At 40.0% G+C, this 18841-nt stretch carries 13 protein-coding genes; 3 read left to right on the top strand and 10 right to left on the bottom strand.

The window, feature by feature from the left end:
• Window positions 1–1053: a glycosyltransferase family 2 protein gene (locus PL8927_RS16110; RefSeq protein ID WP_083623473.1), complete on the bottom strand. Its 1053-nt coding sequence runs from the start codon at window positions 1051–1053 to the stop codon at window positions 1–3.
• A 308-nt stretch (window positions 1054–1361) separates the two neighbouring features.
• Complete coding sequence (locus PL8927_RS16105) at window positions 1362–2990, bottom strand: glycosyltransferase family 39 protein (protein ID WP_083623470.1); 1629 nt, start codon at window positions 2988–2990, stop codon at window positions 1362–1364.
• A 1505-nt stretch (window positions 2991–4495) separates the two neighbouring features.
• On the opposite strand from PL8927_RS16105, the gene PL8927_RS16095 reads away from it, so the two are divergent.
• Window positions 4496–5467, top strand: a complete 972-nt coding sequence (locus PL8927_RS16095; RefSeq protein WP_197047444.1) for a SinI family restriction endonuclease — start codon at window positions 4496–4498, stop codon at window positions 5465–5467.
• A 4-nt stretch (window positions 5468–5471) separates the two neighbouring features.
• Here PL8927_RS16095 and PL8927_RS16090 read toward each other — a convergent pair whose 3' ends face one another.
• The 8 genes from PL8927_RS16090 to PL8927_RS16050 form a co-directional block, all read right to left on the bottom strand.
• The gene (locus PL8927_RS16090; RefSeq protein ID WP_407947423.1) at window positions 5472–6725 is read right to left on the bottom strand and encodes a DNA cytosine methyltransferase; all 1254 of its coding nucleotides are present in this window, start codon (window positions 6723–6725) and stop codon (window positions 5472–5474) included.
• A gap of 987 nt (window positions 6726–7712) precedes the next feature.
• Window positions 7713–8555 carry an ABC transporter permease gene (locus tag PL8927_RS16080; RefSeq protein WP_083623461.1) on the bottom strand — a complete coding sequence of 281 codons (843 nt, stop codon included), beginning with the start codon at window positions 8553–8555 and terminating at the stop codon, window positions 7713–7715.
• 19 nt (window positions 8556–8574) lie between these two features.
• Window positions 8575–9486: an ABC transporter permease gene (locus tag PL8927_RS16075; RefSeq protein WP_083623459.1), complete on the bottom strand. Its 912-nt coding sequence runs from the start codon at window positions 9484–9486 to the stop codon at window positions 8575–8577.
• Window positions 9487–9688: 202 nt separating this feature from the next.
• On the bottom strand, window positions 9689–10732 hold the full coding sequence (locus PL8927_RS16070) for a polyamine ABC transporter substrate-binding protein (RefSeq protein ID WP_083623716.1): 1044 nt from the start codon (window positions 10730–10732) through the stop codon (window positions 9689–9691).
• A 295-nt stretch (window positions 10733–11027) separates the two neighbouring features.
• Window positions 11028–12593, bottom strand: a complete 1566-nt coding sequence (locus PL8927_RS16065; protein WP_083623457.1) for a B12-binding domain-containing radical SAM protein — start codon at window positions 12591–12593, stop codon at window positions 11028–11030.
• Between the two features lie 52 nt (window positions 12594–12645).
• Complete coding sequence (locus tag PL8927_RS16060) at window positions 12646–13971, bottom strand: aminotransferase class I/II-fold pyridoxal phosphate-dependent enzyme (RefSeq protein ID WP_083623455.1); 1326 nt, start codon at window positions 13969–13971, stop codon at window positions 12646–12648.
• Window positions 13964–14440 carry an acyl carrier protein gene (locus tag PL8927_RS16055; RefSeq protein WP_083623453.1) on the bottom strand — a complete coding sequence of 159 codons (477 nt, stop codon included), beginning with the start codon at window positions 14438–14440 and terminating at the stop codon, window positions 13964–13966. The genes PL8927_RS16060 and PL8927_RS16055 overlap by 8 nt, the downstream gene beginning before the upstream one ends.
• Before the next feature lie 121 nt (window positions 14441–14561).
• Window positions 14562–16367, bottom strand: a complete 1806-nt coding sequence (locus PL8927_RS16050) for a fatty acyl-AMP ligase (protein ID WP_083623451.1) — start codon at window positions 16365–16367, stop codon at window positions 14562–14564.
• A gap of 71 nt (window positions 16368–16438) precedes the next feature.
• Here PL8927_RS16050 and PL8927_RS16045 point away from each other — a divergent pair, with 71 nt between their 5' ends.
• Both PL8927_RS16045 and PL8927_RS16040 read left to right on the top strand, forming a co-directional pair.
• Window positions 16439–17797 (top strand): SGNH/GDSL hydrolase family protein, encoded by a 1359-nt coding sequence (locus PL8927_RS16045; protein WP_083623447.1) that lies wholly within the window; start codon window positions 16439–16441, stop codon window positions 17795–17797.
• 164 nt (window positions 17798–17961) lie between these two features.
• A complete protein-coding gene (locus PL8927_RS16040; protein ID WP_083623445.1) occupies window positions 17962–18552 on the top strand; it encodes a PRC-barrel domain-containing protein in 591 nt (196 codons plus the stop codon).
• The last annotated feature ends 289 nt before the right edge of the window (window positions 18553–18841 follow it).

Here is an 18841-nt window from a genome sequence, read left to right as displayed (position 1 = left end):
TTAACTGTAGGTTTGCTTGTTAGCGTTGTCGTTAGCTTCAATGACTTCACGAACTCGATAAATGGGTCGATCCTGAGACTCGTGATAGGTTCGCATTGAAAGTTCAGCCAATAGACCAAAACAAAAGAGTTGAATTCCGGTCAGGGTCAGTAATACTGCAAAAATCAGTAAAGGGCGATCAGCAATTCCTTCACCCAAAACCAGGCGAACAAAGCTCAAATAAGCACCAACAATAATTCCAAAAGCAAAAGCTAACATCCCTAACAGACCAAAAACGTGCATAGGTCGAGTCAGGAATTTTTTGATAAAGGAAATTGTTAATAAATCCATCACCACGCGGAAGGTACGATCTAAACCATATTTACTCTGACCAAAACGACGAGCATGATGGTTAACCGGGATTTCAGTAATTCTCGCCCCTTCAATAAACGCTAAAGCGGGTAAAAATCGGTGTAATTCTCCATAGAGTTTCATGTCCGCGATTAATTCAGTACGGTAGGCTTTGAGAGAACAACCATAGTCATGTAGTTGTACCCCAGTCATTTTACTAATCAGCCAGTTAGCAATACGAGAGGGAAGCAAACGGGTAATTTTGGCATCTTGTCGATTTTTACGCCAACCACTGACCACATCGAAACCCTTACCCAACTCTGTTAACAGAAGGGGAATATCCGTTGGATCATTTTGTAAATCACCATCAATGGTAATGATCACCTGACCCTGGGAATACTTAAATCCCGCCGCCATCGCTGCGGTTTGGCCATAATTGCGACGCAGAATAATCGCTTTTAAATGAGAATTGATCGCTGCTTCCTGTTTGAGTAGTTCAGTCGAACCATCGGTTGACCCATCATCTACACAAATCAATTCATAACTTAAACCCAAGGAAGTCATACTGCTATCAATCGCTGCTATTAATCGCGGTATACTTTCTAGTTCATTGTAAATAGGTACTACGATAGAAACAGCTAGAGAGCGGGAACCAAAAATTAAATCTCCATATTGTTTCTGAGGTTCTGGCGTTTTTAAAATCGGGGGTTGTGAAATATCCATCTTATCCTCTGAATCCTTAAAAAAGGAAATAGTTTACGTTTATTGGTAAATTCTGGGAAATCAGGGAATTAGTTATCAGTTATCAGTTTCTAGCCTTAATTTAAAAATTGACAACTCTTTACAAATCGCTGATTCCTGTTTACTGATAACCAAGAGTATCCTTGGGTGAACCTGGAGAAAATTCCTGACTATAAAATAGCTGAGGAAAAGAATTATATCAAGGGTTTTTTGAAGATTTATCTTCTCGACTCAATCCCCATAGCCGAAAAACATCAACCCAGGAAGCAAAGGCTTGAGGTTATCAAATTTTACTGAGGGTTGGGGGATGGTGTCGGAATCACAACAGGAGTTACCTTAAATACTTGAATCGGTTGAAATTCAAGGCTACTAAATGTTTTTTTCTCTTCAACTTTAAATTGTTCTCCCTCTACTGTGGAGAATACTTGATTTATCCCCTTAGTTTCTTTACAGAATAGCCAACAAACAAACCAAAGATTCGACTTCAAAGGTAAAGTACCGCCCAACTGTTGTTGAATATAAGCTGGGGTTAACTTATCCTCCGAACCCGGATGGTTGAGGAGATAAACTTTATTTTTTTCGGGATAATAACGAGGGAGAGAAAGTTCAAAAAAGTTTGGTGTTGATTGCATAACAATCAAATCATTGGGTTTTTGATTTTGATAAATATATTGGGCTACTCCCTGCCAATCATTGCGATACAGTTTAGTATAGTAATCAAAAAGACCTCCTGTTACTGCTATCAAATAAGCAATGGCAATCACAACAGCAATGGGCTTTTTCCAGTTCCAAATCACGACAAATCCAGCAGCGATCAGAATTAGAAAATAGGGCGCAACTAACATCAGATAACGGGGAAACCAAACCGAATTTTTATAATAGGAAATAAACAACATTAACCCCGCAGGTATCATCGCCCAAGTTGCTAACCAAGCCAACCTTTCTGAAGGATATTTGCTGAAAAGATTTAACAAGGAAATCACTAATAAAACAATCAAAACGGCAGTAATCCCAGCATAAAAAAGCAGAGATAGGGTTTTAATAGTGAATAATTGACTTAACAACGTATTATCCGTTAACTCATTTTTGTTCAGGATAATTTGATTAGATTGAAGCAAATTTCTGAGGGGCCAATATACTGTAAATTGGGTCAACATTCCCACAATTTGAGTAATTCCGGGTTTAGAGTAGTCCTCAACTTGCTTTTTCATAAACTCATCCGATGTACCTCCGATGGTGAGCGACCATAAAATCGGCAGGAAAAACAAACTAATCACCGATAAACCTACACCAGAAGCCAGCAAATACTGAGGTTGTTTGCGAAATTTCCATCCTAATAAAACCGTATCAGCAATTAAGATTAAGATATTATTAGGATTCGTTAATATTAAGAAAATTCGGGCAATTACCCACCCTGTTAAACTTTTATAAGTCGGCTGTTCAAGAGTGTAAGTCAGCGCAACGGTTCCCGCCACACTGAGGAACGAAATCACCGTGTACATCCGAATTTCTTGAGCATGATTAATAAATAAAGGGGATACACTCGCCAGAAACGCAGCAATTAACCCCGTGGATTTACCGACAATGCGACATCCCAACCAATAGGTAAAATAAATGCTTCCTAAGCTAAAAACAATCGATAATCCCCGTAACCAAGCATCACTATCACCAAACAGCATCCAGAACTTGAGGAGCAAGTAGTAGAATGGACGCACATAAGGTAGAGTCAGGCGAAAGGTTTGAGCATCCTGAATACTGAGCATTTCATCAATCCAGACACTTTCGGTACTGAGTTGATATAATCGCAGTCCCATAGCTAGTAACAGAATCAATGCAATCGGTATCTGTTCCAGTAAAACTTGTTTAGTGTTTTTATGGGGGTCTGAAAATGTTAACTTGGGATCAATCTGGGATTCCACTGAGCGTCCCTCCTGAATAAGAAAAATAGGGGCGTATTATTACAGAAAACAGCCCCATTAAATTGTAATCTAAAATTTTTTCTACCACCACTCTTATATCTTGTAAAATTGATCAAAAAGGTTAAGCTCTTTTCGATTAGAGATTGGAGAGCTTTACATAGAGCCAGAATTCGTAAAGATAGGAGATATTCACCTTTACAAAAGACCTATTTTTATAAAGGTTATGCTTAAACTTTAACTCTGACTTTACAGTTACTTTAAAAAGACTCAATAGAATATAAATATTCTGTAAAAGCACCAAGCCGTTACTGTTCTGTCTTTCCAGGAAGTGTTAGCTTGAGTTCAGTGAATATACAGATAATAAATAAATTTTAGTTACTAGGCTGCATTTACCGAATACATAGATTAGGAGATTCAAAATGGCTACAACTCGTATAGAAGCTGAAATTTTAACCCGCGTTAACTACGTTAGTGAATCTAGCTCCTTTGCTTCTGGCAAACTGATTCGACTTGAGCGTGGGGCTACAATTGGCACGGTCACTCACGATTTTAACTTACCATCAGGAACCTATGATATTGTCATTCGTTACAATGATGAGAGTGACGGTGAATCTACCTTTACCCTAAAACACCGGGACGCTGCCAATCAAAACTGGGTGGTAGAGCCTAATTATAGCTGGGTTGCCAATCAAATTCTCGGCCCCGGTTACACCTCGCCCAAAAATGTAGCGGATTATAAGATTTCTGGTGTTTCCCTCACCCAAGGCGGTCAAGTCCAAATTCAGGGTGAACGCGAAGGCGGAGAAGAAGCAAGAATTGATTATATTGAATATATTCCCACCTCTATTATTCCCCCGGATACCACCGCCCCCACAGCCAGTGCGACAGCCAACGATATTATCCTGACATCAGGAAGTAATAGTAGTTACACCTTCACCGTTACCTATAGCGATGACAAAGGAGTCAAGGTTTCCAGTCTCGATAGTCAAGATCTGCGCGTCACTGGGCCGAATGGGTTTGATCAACTCGCAACCTTTGTGAGTGTCGATACCAATAGCGATGGCACTCCTCGCACAGCGACCTATAGTATTGACGCTCCTGGAGGGAGTTGGGATAGTGCTGAAGCCGGAAATTACAGCGTTNACAAGATTATTTCTTAGGTTTAAACTGTTTTTCCACAATACTAACAATTGTATCCCTGGGGAAAAATCGAGGTAAATTAACAATTAAACTAAGGCTATAATATTCAATGATCCTCTAATTAATGCAGTTTTCATTAAGTGAAGATCCTAGAATAAATTTCTCATCAATAATTGTAACGCATTCTTAATATTTCGTTGCTGTTGAGACTGTTTTGATGATAAAATAGCAATTATAAGTTCAGTTTTAATACTTTCATTAGTTTTATGCACGAGAACAGTATAGATAGTTCTGATTCGGAGATTGAAATATTTAGGGATTACGAAAATTTCCAGAAACAATATGAGCCTGATATTAAGAAGGCTATGGAAGATGCCATGCTAGAGTCTGAACATAAAGAAAAAGTTTGCCAGCTACTTTTCTTTATAAATCAGTTTCCTAAACTCCTAACAACAGTAAAAAAAAAGCAAGATGAAAACGACGTAACAACACAAGAAAAGACCAATAAAGAATACTTTGTAGATATTCTAAAAAAATATGAATATGGTAGAAAAGAACCTAATTTAAAAATCAATAAAGAGCCAGAAATTGGCGGAACTATTCCGGATCAGATGGTTCGATTGATACTTAAAAAGAGTGAAAAATGTACTGATGAGGAAGCTGAAGCCCACATCAATAGTCATATTCTCGCAATGTCAGCAGAAAATCTTCTTGGAAGTCTTCTTGAGAGATATATTGCAGGTGTAATTGAAAGTTATGGCTGGATTTGGTGTCGTAGTGAGATCATCCTTGCGACTGATTTTATAAAATTTCCTACCCCACCTCAAGAAGATACCACACCTCAAGAAAAATGGATTTGTTTACAAGTCAAAAATGGAGACAATACGGAAAATAGCTCTAGCTCAAAAATTAGGGAGATATTTAAAGATAAGGATTATAAGGATCGTATTGATAGTAAACTTTGGTGTAGATCTGATTCTAAATGGGAACTGAAACGAGATAGTTTAAAAAATAACATATACGAAAAATTAGGAATAGAAGTAACGGATAAGGGTACACTGGAAAAGCTTAAGAAAAAGCTTAAGAAAGATCCAAATTTAAAACATATTAAACCAATAGGAAGTTATCAACGGTTGGACACATGGATTGATTTAGCACGACAGCTTGGTTTTAATGATTTAGTCAACCCACCCGATAAGCGAAATACAAATTGGGACGAACTTAATGAGATGATCGGTTTATCTAGTGATAACTGTATGTCGGAAGAAAAATTAGAAAAATATATCTCAGATCTGTATAAAAAGGATGATAAAGAAAACCATGAGCAGGGTACTTAGTCACTCAGATTAGATTCAAAGAAAGTTGCTTTCCTAATGTTTCTTCAAGCTCACCTAGAGTTTCAACCATCCAACTCACATCGTCAGTCTTGTGGTAGCGCGAATAGGGAAAGTTTGGATAAACAATCGGTGTTTCTCCTTTCAAATAAGTCAATAACATTCTGGCGATAGATCTTCCCAAAGAACAGGGTACTGCATTTCCGACTTGCCGATATTGATCGAGTAAAGTACCCGTGATGATCCAATCATCAGGAAATTCTTGTATTCGCTTGTACTCTTCAATACTAAGGGGTCTATCCTCTTCTGGATGCGCCAGGTCAGTTGCAGGCATAGCTGGATGGGTTACTAGGGTCGGAGAAGGCTTATCCCAAGCTAACCTCCGGTAGAAACCAGTTTTCCCGCCACCTGTATGATAAGAAGCCCCAAGTGCTTCTTGGTGAAGGTCTGTTGGTAAGTCCCGCCAATATTGTCCAGGTTTCAACAGTCGATAGTATTTGAGTCGTTTTTCAGGAAACTTAACAAAGTGATGCCCATCTTTAGGTAGTCCTTCCAGTGCTTCTTGCAATGTTCGCCATCGTGTCAGACCATATAACTCTTTTTCTGAGTGAGTTGGTGTGAGATAGGGGAGTTTTTCTCCATCCCGGTTGCAAGTAATAATTACTCTTTCTCGCTGTTGTGGCGACCCGAAATTAGCAGCATTATATAAATTGAAGGAAATGCTGTACCCGGCTTCTTTGAGTCGTTGAATGATAAACAGGAGTGCGCCCCCCCTTTTTTCATCTTGAGATAGAGATGGAAAGTTCTTCCCCCTCATTTCATGGGGTCTGTGCTGTAACGGAGCAGATAGTAATCCTCGGACATTCTCAATTACTGCAAATCGGGGTTGAAGTTCAGTAATCAAATCAATAAACTTTAAGAAAACATTTCCACGTTCGTCATTAAATCCCTGACGCTTACCCGCACTACTAAACGCTTGACACGGTGGGCCGCCAACGATTATATCGATCTCTGTGGCTAAACTCAATCCTGCCTTTTCCCGAATTTCTGTCGCTGAATAATCTCTGATATCCCCAATAATGGCGAGATCTGGTCGATTTGTTTCAATGGTTTTTCGGGCTGCTCGATCAAGTTCACAGGCTAGAAGTATTTCGATTCCTTCTCTTTCTAGTCCCAAATCCAAACCCATGCAGCCTGAAAAAAAACTTAGCGCTTTTAGATATGGCTTCCTGAAATACCTTCGGCTATGACCAGGAATCAAGACATCATCTCCTTTTTTTAGGATATCTGCATAACTTAATGAGCAATCCATTCAACAATAGCCTCCCACTCAGGTTAATAAACTAAGCGACACTTATCCGTAGAAATCGTTGTAGGGCTTTAGCACAAAGATTATAGGGCTAAAGCCCTNTGTCGATACCAATAGCGATGGCACTCCTCGCACGGCAACCTATAGTATTGACGCTCCTGGAGGGAGTTGGGATAGTGCTGAAGCTGGAAATTACAGCGTCGCGGTAGAAGCCAGCCAAGTTAGCGATACCAGTGATAATACTGTTGTCAGTAGCAACTTAGATACTTTCGATGTGACGGTGGAGGTTCCCCCTGTTGATACCACAGCCCCCACAGCCAGTGCTACAGCTAACGATATTATCCTGACATCAGGAAGTAATAATAGTTACACCTTCACCGTTACCTATAGCGATGACAACGGAGTCAAGGTTTCCAGTCTCGATAGTCAAGATGTGCGAGTTACTGGGCCGAATGGGTTTGAGCAACTTGCAAACTTTGTGAGTGTCGATACCAATAGCGATGGTACTCCTCGCACGGCGACCTATAGTATTGACGCTCCTGGAGGGAGTTGGGATAGTAACGAAGCTGGAAATTACAGCGTCGCGGTAGAAGCCAGCCAAGTTAGCGATACCAGTGATAATACTGTTGTCAGTAGCAACTTAGATACATTTACAATTAACGTAGAGTCTTCCTCCACTCCACCCACAACGGTGAGAATGGAAGCCGAAGGCATGACCTTAGCCGGGTATAAAATTGAGATCGGAAACTTCGCCTCTGAAGGTAAATATATTGGTCTTTCAAGTTNGAGCAATTAATATTACTAAATACCATTTCTGATTTAAGAGTAACAAAAATTCTCCCCTCTCCATGCGGTCGAGGGGCTGGGGGATGTGTCCCACAAAGGAATCTGCCTTGAGAATGAAACAGCCCTGGGGGGATTAACCCCACTGCCCCATATCTAATTTTTAATTCGCTTTCCTTCCCCTTGACTGCGTAAATATTCCCCAAATAACGCTAAAAATCCAGACGCTAAAATCAGGATTACACTCAAGGCATTAATATCCGGTTTTACCCCTGTTCTAATCCGACTAAAGATTTCCATCGGTAAAGTATTAGCTCCACTTCCGGCGGTAAAACTTGCGATTAAAAAATCATCCATACTTAATACAAAAGCCAGTAAACATCCTGATACAATCCCCGGCATTAATTGAGGTAATAAGACTTGAATAAAAGCTTCTATTGGAGTTGCACCTAAATCTAATGCGGCTTCTTCTAAATAAGGATCTAAATCCGCTAACCGGGTTGAAACCACTAAAGCAACATAGGCTAAACAAAAAACAACATGGGCCGATACAATTGTCCATAAACTTAGAGGAATAGCAACGGCGGCTAAAAAGACCAGGGTAGAAACCGCGATCGCAATATCAGGAATAATTAACGGTAAATAGGAAATTCCTTGATATAATCCCTTCCCAGGGAAACGATAACGAGCTAACCCTACCGCCATTAATGTGCCAATAACTGCGGCAATTCCTACCGCACAAATTCCCACCGTTAAACTATTTTTTAAAGCACTTAAAATTCTCGTATCTTGGAATAATTTAATATACCATTCTAAGGTAAATCCCTGCCAACCAGCACTATATCGAGATTTATTAAAACTATAAAATGTTAATACAAAAATCGGCAAGTACATATAAAGAAACATCAAACCGACAAAAATCACCTGCCAAGAAATTCTAAACTTTGGTTTAGAAGCCATATCAAGCATCTCCTCTGGTTGTTGTTTAATTTCTTGCATAAATTTTTCCTAATTCCTCTTAGCGAGAAGGTCTAGCATCTCCATATTTAATTAAAAGTGCGATCGCAATACTCACCCCCAAAATTAATACCATACTCAAAGCTGAACCAAAACCCCAATTTTGAGTTGAGCCTAAAAATTGGTTATAAATTAATCGAGAAACCGTCATACTCGATGCTCCCCCTAATAATTCCGGGTCTACAAAATCCCCCATTGAACTAATAAAAACCAACAATGACCCGGCGGCAATTCCGGGTAAAGTTTGGGGAACTGTAACTTTCCAAAAAGTTTCTACAGGTTTCGCCCCCAAATCTGCCGAAGCTTCTAATAATCTCCCATCTAATTTTTCTAAAGAGGCATACAAAACCGTGACCATATAGGGTAAATAACTATAGGCCATGCCAATTAAAACCGCCGGAGTTCGATTTAAAAGTTCTAATCCAGGTAATCCAATTAATCCTAAGATAGAATTTAATACTCCTGTTGGTCTTAATATTGTAATCCAGGCATAGGTTCTTAATAAAGAAGATGTCCATAAAGGTAAAACAAACGCCAATAAAATCACATTTCGCCAGGGTTTCGGGGCTAATTGGGCAATCCAATAAGCGACGGGAAATCCTAATATTAAACAGAGAATTGTTGTCCCCAAGGCATAAAAGAGCGATCGCCCAATCACTAATAAATTAATCGGCTCAAAGACTCGTAAATAATTACCAATTCCATTAGGAATAACCAGATCCCCAGGACGAATATCTTCAACTAAACTCAGTTCAAAAATTAATAAAGTGGGTAATACTAATAATAGTAATAACCACAACCCAGAAGGCCCTAATAAGGTGAAAGGGCCAATCAGTTGAGAGGCGAGTTGTCGCCATCCCTTTTTAACAGGTGTTGGAGCAGGAGTCATCGGAGTTTTTGTTGAAATAGCCATAATTTGTTGTCAGTTATAGCAGGGAACAGGGAACAGGGAACAGGGAACAGGGAACACCAGAGGAAAAGACAGGTGTACGGTCTAGCTTTCAACATCAGTCTTTGTCTTAACGAGTCTGGTGACTGCTATAATAATCAACATTCAACGGGTTAATTGCGTTTTGTCAGTCAACAGTCAACAGTCAACAGTCAACACTTAACACTTAACTGGTTAATCGTGTCCAATACCGTTCATAAATTTCATTGGCTTTACCGACGGGGGAAATACTTTCACTCCTAGCAATCACTGATTCTGGTGGGAATAATGTCGGATCATTTCTTAAACTTTTCGGTAATTTTTGATAGGCAAATTTAGAAGGAGTGGCAAATTTTAACCGTTTAACTAAAGTTGCTGCTACATCGGGTTGTAACATAAAATTAATCCATTGATAGGCTCCATCGGGGTTAGGAGCACTTTTAGGAATCACCATTGTATCAATCCATAAGGATGACCCACTATAGGGGGTAATATATCTTAAATCCTCATTTTCTTCCATAATTTCTGCTGCATCGGAAGAATAACACATGGCAATTAATAAATCCCCCACAATCATTTGAGGTCGCCAGGAATCTGTAGTAAAAGAAGCGATCGCCGGACGTAATTTAACTAATTTTTCATAAGCTTGGCGAATTTGATTTGGATCAGTGGCATTATAGGAATATCCTAACATTCTCAAGGTGGCTCCCATGACTTCCCGAACGTCATTGAGCAAGGTTATCCGCTTTGATAATTTATCTTGATTTTGCCAAAGATAATCCCAATCTTCCGGGGATGTTTTCAGAGTATTCGGGTTAAAAATTAACCCCGTTGTTCCCCAACTAATCGGCACACTAAAACGACCGCCTGGGTCATAATTAGGGTCTTGAAATTGCGGAAATAAATCTTCTAATCCCACCAATAATGAGCGATCCAGTTCAGCTAATAGCCCTAATTTGATCATTTTCTGAGCCATATATTCCGAAGGATAGATGACACTATAAGCACCTGCTCCTCCTGCTTGTAGCCGAGCCAACATGGATTCGTTAGAGTCGAAGACATCCGCCACAACTTTTAACCCTGTTTCCTCTCGAAAACGATCTAATAAATCTTGATCCGTGTAGCCAGACCAAGTGTAGATGTACAAGGTATCTGAGGAAACCTGAGTGTTTGGGGTTGTTTTGACCTCAGCTAACGTCCAACCACAGCTTGAGAGGGACGATGCCACCATCGCTGCAACAGAAGTCTGCAAAAACTGGCGTCGTGTTTGAGCGACCCTAGAATTCCGATGTTTATGTAGATAAGTCGGAGGCACTGTTTTTTCTCAGTGGAAGTTTGACTAACAAAACAATTAGTTTTATTTTCCCTTATGATAGACTAAAAATGCCGAAAATCGAGAATTAGGTTCGGCCCTACATCATCCCAAAAACTGGGTTTCTGGCTGTTATCTAAGATCAAATCAAGATTTTCCCTGCAAAAACCCGGTTTTTGTAGAAGTACAGAAAATAAATTCCCTAAACTCTAAACTATTGAGCAATACTCGATAGCTGACGTTGGGTTTCTACTCGTTGCTCTTTAAGTTGTTGTTCAATTTCAACTTTGACAACTCGGCGATAATCATAGAAATGTTCTAACTGGGCACAAACAACTAAATAATGATCTAAAACCCTGGGTTTATGTCGAAGAATATTCCATAAATAGCGCCAAAATGTCCAACGAGTTTCCCGCACAACCCCTTGATACCAACATAAAATGAATAGGGCTCGCATAGTTGGCCAATCTACTAATTTACTGCCAATGGAATTAGTTTTCGGCTCTCCGATCATCATAAAATGACGATAGGTGCGATCTAAATACCGTTGTGGATCGTATAATTCAAAAAATCCATTTACATATTCACTCGCTATTTCTTCAAGCGGTCGAGTGGGAAGAAAATTCATTAATGTGGTTTGATTAGCATTCCCGGTTTCCTCAATTAATCGCCCTTCTTTTTTTAAACGATGCCAAAGGGCGGTATTCGGTAAAACTTGCAACATACTAAACATCGCAATCGGAATTGTTGTTTTTTCTACAAATCGCACAATGCGATCGCCTGCTCCTGTTTCTTCCCCATCAAAGCCAATAATAAATCCCGCCATCACCCGTAACCCAGACCGGATAATTTTTTCAACGGATTCACTCAGGGAAGTTCGAGTATTTTGATATTTTTTAGTTAAATTGAGGCTATCTTCATCGGGGGTTTCAATTCCTAAAAATACAGATCTAAAATTACACTCAACCATTAAATCCATTAATTCTTGATCTTCGGCTAAATCAATAGAAGCTTCTGTGGTAATACGGAAGGGATAATTATTTTCCTTCATCCAAACTTTTAATTCCTTAAGTAATAACTTTACATTGCGTTTATTGCCAATAAAGTTATCATCAACCAAGAAAACACCCTGACTAAACTTTAACTCTTTTAACCGATCTAATTCGGCTAAAAGTTGAGCCGGAGTTTTCGTTCGAGATTTGCGTCCATATAATACAATAATATCGCAAAATTCACACTGAAATGGACAGCCACGAGAGTATTGTAAAGAAATCATATCATAAGCTTCTTTATCCAATAAATCAAAACGAGGGATAGGAGTTCCTGTGACATCGGGTTTGTCTCCTTCTATGCGAAAAACACCCTTTTCATCCCCCCGTTGTATTGCTTCTACTAATAAAGGTAAGGTAATTTCCCCTTCATCTAAAACCAAATAATCCGCGCCTGCGACTTCTGCTTCTTGGGGTGTTGATGTGGGATAAGGGCCGCCAACGGCAACTTTTTTACCCCGCCGTTTTCCTTCTCGAATTTGCTCCAAAAAATCTTCTTTTTGGACAATCATGGCGGAAATTATTACCAATTCTGCCCAATTCCATTCCGCTTCTGTAATCTCTCGAACGTTACGGTCTACTAATTTAAACTCCCAATCTTGGGGTAAGATTGCCGCGACAGTAATTAAACCTAACGGCGGAAGTAAAGCTTTGCGGTTGACTAAAGCAAGAGCTTTTTCAAATGACCAGAAACTTTTGGGGAAAATCGGATAAATTAGAAGAACACGCATCATAATTAGAAATTTAGGGGACAATGCTCGAAGTCGGAAAAATCTCCGAAAATCATTGATTTTGTGGCAATTTTGCGACTTCTTCGGCAAGAGTGTCTACAGTATAACGAATTTGTTCTTCCGTGTGGTTACAAGTAATAAAAAATCGCAACCGGGCTGCATTTTTAGGAACTGAAGGATAAAACATAAAGGGTACATTAATTCCTCGGTGGAACAAATTTTGAGACAGTTGAACAGAGGCCCAAGAATCGCCTACAATAATCGGAATTACGGGAGAATCTTGACTCAACCCTGTATTTAACCCTTGATCTTTGGCTAAATTTAAAAAAAGTTTAGCCCGTTGATGTAACTGTTCAACCCGTTGAGGTTCGGTTTTTAACAGATTAATTGCTGCGATCACAGATGCTGCATTGGGTGGGGAAATTCCCACGCTAAAAACAAATCCAGGGGCGGTATATTTGAGATATTCAATTAATGCTTGAGATCCGGCAATATATCCTCCACAACTAGCAAAGGATTTGCTTAAAGTTCCCATCCATAAATCTACATCATGGGGATTAATCCCAAAATGTTCGACCATACCCCGACCGTGTTTTCCTAATACTCCAATCGAGTGCGCTTCATCCACCATTAAAAACGCTTTATGACGTTTTTTAACTTCTATAAATTCCGGTAAATTGGCAATATCTCCATCGGTACTATAGACTCCTTCTACAATAATTAAAACCCGTTGATAACGAGAACGCCGTTCTTGCAATATTCGACCTAGAGCTTGGCAATCATTATGAGGAAATGCGATGGCCGTTGCCCCAGATAATAACGCTCCTTGTAATAAACTATTATGACTCAGAGCATCATGTAAAATCAAATCATGTTGTCCGAATAAATGCCCGACCGTTGTAACATTAGTGGCATGGCCCCCAACAAAAACAATACTATCTTCTACCCCAATAAAATCAGCAATTGCTCGTTCTAATTCTTGATGAATAACCTTTTCACCCGATAATAACCGACTGGCGCAAGCGGAGGTTCCATAGCGATCAATAGCCTCTTTTGCTGCTTGGGAAACAATCGGATCGCCACACATTCCTAAATAATTATAAGTGGCAAAATTAATATAGTCCTGACCTTGAATCCTAGCTTGATCATTAGCAATTCCTTCCTGGGGAGTAAAAAAGGGATTTCCTAGTCCCAAGTCTGCTAGTTCTTGCTGTTGTTGTTTCAGGTGGAGATATTCGGGAAATTGTTCGATTTGATAATATTCAACCGCAATCTCAGGAAGAAGGACAGATTTCGCTTTTTTTTGAAGTAATTCCGCCAGTAGCGATCGCTTTTCTTCGGAGGACAACTGACTGACAGATTGTAATAAATTAATCATTGCTATCTTCCTGTTCCGATAATAAAATATTTAATAAAGTATCGACCTCCGCATCCGATAATTGATCTAAATGATGCAAGAGATGTTCAGCATCTTCGGGCGAAATTCCCTTTTGATATTGGCTGATATCTAGTGTTGCGTTAGCTGCTAAATATTCAGCCAAGGTACAAATATTAGGATAATCCCACAGCAGCGTGGGGGGAAGTCGGCGCCCCAAAATCGTTTCCAAGTCTCCAGAGAGGTTAATCGCTTCGATGGAGTTGAGGCCATAATTAGCAAAATCCTCCTCCACATCAATCTCTAGCTCCTCCAACTCCAACCGTTGTGCGAGTTGACTGACTAACCACTCTTGAATTGTGGCGACAGACTGGAAAGATTCAATCCCATTTACTGACCTCTCTGGATGATGCACCGTTACCGATGGTTGTTGGGGTTTTGACCCATTCATAGACGCATTTAACACTTGCATAATCTCACTCCTCCATCACCCTAAAACTTTAGCATCCCAAGATAGCAGAATCCGGTTTTCCGTTGGCTGTTGACGGGCGAGGAGGGACACAAGCCCCTACTTCCCCTACTTCCCCTGCTTCCTATTCTCCCCATTTCCCAGCTATAAAACTAGAACGACAGGCGTGGCGTTGAATTTTGCCACTGGAGGTTTTAGGTAATGTTCCCGGTTTGAGTAACACCGTTTTAAAAACCTGTAAATCATGATTTTGAGACACGGCGCGACGGATAGACTGAAGAACAGCCTGTTTAGGGGAGGTTTTTGCAGAACCATTGCCATTATCCCAGGTGCGGATTTGTTGCCAATATTGACGTTCCATTTCTACCGCGACAACTAACCGTTCTTCTCCCGACCCATCTATCGAAAATCCCGCTACTCCACTGGGACGAATTAGGGGGTGACTTTGTTCAACTGTCCATTCAATATCTTGGGGATAATGATTGCGACCATTAATAATAATAATGTCTTTAATTCGTCCGGTAATAAACAATTCTTCAGCGTCTAAAAAGCCTAAATCTCCGGTTCTTAAAAACGGCCCTTCTCCCGTTGTTAAATAGGCATTAAATAGGGTTTCTGTTTCCTGGGGTTTATTCCAATACCCCTGTCCAACACTTAGCCCAGAAACCCAAATTTCTCCAACCGTTCCCACTTCACAAAGATTAAAGGTTTCAGGATTGACAATTAATACTTTTTGATCTAATAAACATTGACCACAACCGACTAATGTTTTAGTATTAGTGATTAAATTATCAGGAGGTTGATCAACTTCTACAATCTGATGATTTTCTAACGAAATAGCATCAACCGTTTTAAAGATGGGCGGGGCATTTTTTAAGCCTCCCGTAATAATTAAAGTGGCTTCAGCCATGCCATAACAAGGATAAAAAGCTTCTCGCCTAAACCCATAGGTCGCAAAAGTTTGACTAAATCGTTCTAAGACTTCATGATAAATTGGTTCTGCGCCATTAAACGCCACTTCCCAACTACTTAAATCTAAATTATCTAACTGTAGGGGTGGGGTTCCCCCGCCCTTTAAAGTTCCCCCCTTTCCTAATACTTTTTTTATACATAAATCATAAGCAAAATTCGGCCCGCCACTGGTTGTGGCGCGATATCGGGAAATCGTTTGTAACCAGCGTAACGGATTTTGGACAAACATTAAAGGAGACATTAAAATTACAGGAAACCCCCCAAATAAGGGTTCTAAAACTCCACCAATTAATCCCATATCATGATAAGGAGGCAACCAAATTACCCCTTGACTTTCAGAAGAATGACCAAAACAATGATAAATTGCAGTTAAATTATGCAATAAATTCTGATGGGAAATCATCACCCCTTTGGGGGTTGCAGTAGAACCGGAAGTATATTGTAAAAAGGCAAGAGTCTGACTATTTATAGAGGGAGGTTGCCAATTTTTTTCGATTTCAGCCTCTAGGATATCCGTTGCAAACCAGTTTAACGGTGCAATATCAGACATTTGGGGAAAAAATCGTTGTAAACTGGATAATGTGGATTCTGTTGTTAAGGCAACCGTCGCATTTGTATCTTTAATAATTGCCTGTAAACGGGGAAGAGATCGATCCGGTCTAGGGGGATAGGCGGGAACTGCAATCACTCCGGCATATAAACACCCAAAAAACGCGCTAATATAGTCTAATCCGGGTTGATATAATAATAAAACTCGATCTTTCGGTTGACAAATGGCTTGTAATTTGGCTGCGATCGCTTTCGCTTTTTGGTTTAATTGTTGATAAGTTAAAGTTACTGTTTCAGATTCTCCATCAATTAAAAATGTATAACCAATTTGATTGGGTTGCTGAAATGCTCGATATTCTAAAAGTTCAATTAACGTTGTTGATTTAAACGGGTTAAATTGATCAGCCATATAAAAAATTAGGGTAATGTTTTTTAAATTTATCCTGATCATAATAGGATCAGGGGTTTACCGTATTCAGGATGTTGACAGTCGTAGGGGCGGGGGAACCCCATTANGTAGAAGCCAGCCAAGTTAGCGATACCAGTGATAATACTGTTGTCAGTAGCAACTTAGATACTTTCGATGTGACGGTGGAGGTTAACCCTGTAGATAATAGTGACACTGTAAACTACAGCCAAGCCTCCAAAGGAGTAAATGTCAACCTAGAACAAGGACTGGGTTATATTCCCGACTCCAACCAACCCCTGAAAATCATGCCCTTGGGAGACTCCATTACCGAAGGCAAAGAAAATAGCAGTCAACTCCGAGAGGAATGGAATGGCTATCGGATGGGTTTATGGAATCGCTTTCAATCCCTGGGTGTTCCGATTGATTTTGTAGGCAGTCAGTCCAATGGAACCACAAACCTACCCGACAAGAACAATGAAGGTCATGCAGGATGGAAAATTAACGATATTAAAAATGGTCAGTCTACGGCTCTGGGGAGTGGGGTAAATAACTGGCTTCCGGCTTCTGATCCTGATGTTGTGCTGTTGATGATTGGCACAAACGATGCGTCAGGAAATGTCTCGACGATGGGGAATCTATTGAGTAGTTTAATTGATACCATCATCAGCAATCCTAGCTTTGATAACGGAGATTTATTGGTTAGTACGATCGCACCCATCCATCGCAATAGTTCTTACTACGACTCCCGAAACGATAATGTGATTGCTTATAACGGTCTGATTCCTGGAATTGTAGCGAGTAAACCAGCTTCAGAAAATGTCAAATTTGTTAATATGTGGGAAGGGTCAAACAAAATCCTAGACACGGATATCACTGCTCCACCTGCGGATAATGGTTTACATCCTACGGCCAATGGTTACGAGAAAATGGCTAACTATTGGTTTGACTCTATTCTCGATGCTACCGGACAAAAACATATTCTAGCTGATAAAACTAGCGTTCAAGGTTCAGCTTATGATGATGTGATTGTCGGTAATGCTTCTAATAATAGCCTGGAAGGAGGCGATGGGGACGATAAACTCACGGGTAGCGGTGGCGCTGATACTTTTGTTTACAATAACCCCAATCAGGGTGAAGACACTGTAACAGATTTTAATCCCAGTCAAGGAGATATCTTTGCCCTTTCCGCCGCCGGGTTTGGTGCAGGATTAGTAGCAGGAACAGCGTTAAGCACGACTGCATCTGATACAGGGGTTTTTGTCAGTGGTACAACCTTAGATTATTTAGGAGACATGGCTACATTCTTCTATAACACCTCTACAGGTTTACTCGGCTTTGACCCCGATGGTAACAATTCTCAATCTCTAATTCCCTTAGCAACTCTCACCAATAAACCGACTCTGACCGCTAATCAGTTGATGATTGTTTAATGTTGACGGTTAACTATTAATCAAGAACCCGTTAAAAAGATGGATTCATATTTCTGAAAAAAGATGAGAATTGATAATCTTTCTTCAGAAAGATGAATCCACTCAATTGATCTTGCTAAATTAGGAAAGCTAAGATTTATCGTTTACAAATAAGGTAATCTAATATGGCTTTCCTAAGAATTGAAGATTTTGATCAAAATTATAAAGATGCGTTTGATGGAAAAGACTTCATCGGCTGGGAATTATATTCTGATATCCAAGAAGAAAAAATTGGCAGTATTAGCGATATTTTAGTTGATGAATCTGGTCATTTTCGTTATTTTGTCGTTGACTTAGGCTTGTGGATTTTTGGCAAAACAATTTTACTCCCTGTCGGTCGCTCCCGAATTGATTATCAGTCCCATCGTGTCTATACCAATGGATTAACAAAAGACCAAGCAGAACATCTTCCCACCTATGATCACTTAGAAACTAAAGGATACGATTACGAAGAACAAGTCAGAAAAGTTTATCGTCTCCCTTATATGGGTGAAGTTCCGATTCGCAGTGATCAAGAATATGTCATGCCTAATACTAGCGAAATTAACTCGGCTCCTGTGTTAGATTGGCGAGATGTCAATCCTGATCATTATAGTTATGATACTGAACCCGGTTTGTATCGATTAAATGAACGAGATCATCAACAATTAAAACGATATGAAGAACGGTTAATTGCTAATAATTCCCTCAAAAGATCCCATTCTGTGATTCGTTAGTTTAGTTGCGGATGTGGGGTTTCAGAAAAGATTAACCCCCAGGGCTGTTTCATGTTCTCCCAAAATTTGTATGACCTAACCCCCCAGCCCCCTTCCCTGCAAGGGAAGGGGGAGCAATTAATATTACTAAATACCATTTCTGATTTAAGAGTAACAAAAATTCTCCCCTCTCCATGCGGTCGAGGGGCTGGGGGAGAGGTCTCAGAAGAATCTGTCTCCAGAATCAAACAGCCCTAGCTCTGATAAACCACCCCTAAGCCCAACGATTTTCCTCATCGGCGGGATCTCC

The organism is Planktothrix serta PCC 8927 (assembly GCF_900010725.2).
In the GTDB taxonomy this organism is placed as follows: domain Bacteria; phylum Cyanobacteriota; class Cyanobacteriia; order Cyanobacteriales; family Microcoleaceae; genus Planktothrix; species Planktothrix serta.
The sequence above is the reverse complement of the archived record's forward strand: the minus strand, read 5'-3'. Positions and strand labels throughout refer to the sequence as shown.

Excerpts from the sequence above, each read along its gene's own strand:
- PL8927_RS16110 (WP_083623473.1), bottom strand. The coding sequence starts at position 1,053 with ATGGATATTTCACAACCCCCGATTTTAAAAACGCCAGAACCTCAGAAA.
- PL8927_RS16095 (WP_197047444.1), top strand. The coding sequence starts at position 4,496 with ATGGAAGATGCCATGCTAGAGTCTGAACATAAAGAAAAAGTTTGCCAG.
- PL8927_RS16080 (WP_083623461.1), bottom strand. The coding sequence starts at position 8,555 with ATGCAAGAAATTAAACAACAACCAGAGGAGATGCTTGATATGGCTTCT.
- PL8927_RS16075 (WP_083623459.1), bottom strand. The coding sequence starts at position 9,486 with ATGGCTATTTCAACAAAAACTCCGATGACTCCTGCTCCAACACCTGTT.
- PL8927_RS16070 (WP_083623716.1), bottom strand. The coding sequence starts at position 10,732 with ATGGTGGCATCGTCCCTCTCAAGCTGTGGTTGGACGTTAGCTGAGGTC.
- PL8927_RS16065 (WP_083623457.1), bottom strand. The coding sequence starts at position 12,593 with ATGCGTGTTCTTCTAATTTATCCGATTTTCCCCAAAAGTTTCTGGTCA.
- PL8927_RS16060 (WP_083623455.1), bottom strand. The coding sequence starts at position 13,971 with ATGATTAATTTATTACAATCTGTCAGTCAGTTGTCCTCCGAAGAAAAG.
- PL8927_RS16055 (WP_083623453.1), bottom strand. The coding sequence starts at position 14,440 with ATGCAAGTGTTAAATGCGTCTATGAATGGGTCAAAACCCCAACAACCA.
- PL8927_RS16050 (WP_083623451.1), bottom strand. The coding sequence starts at position 16,367 with ATGGCTGATCAATTTAACCCGTTTAAATCAACAACGTTAATTGAACTT.
- PL8927_RS16040 (WP_083623445.1), top strand. The coding sequence starts at position 17,962 with ATGGCTTTCCTAAGAATTGAAGATTTTGATCAAAATTATAAAGATGCG.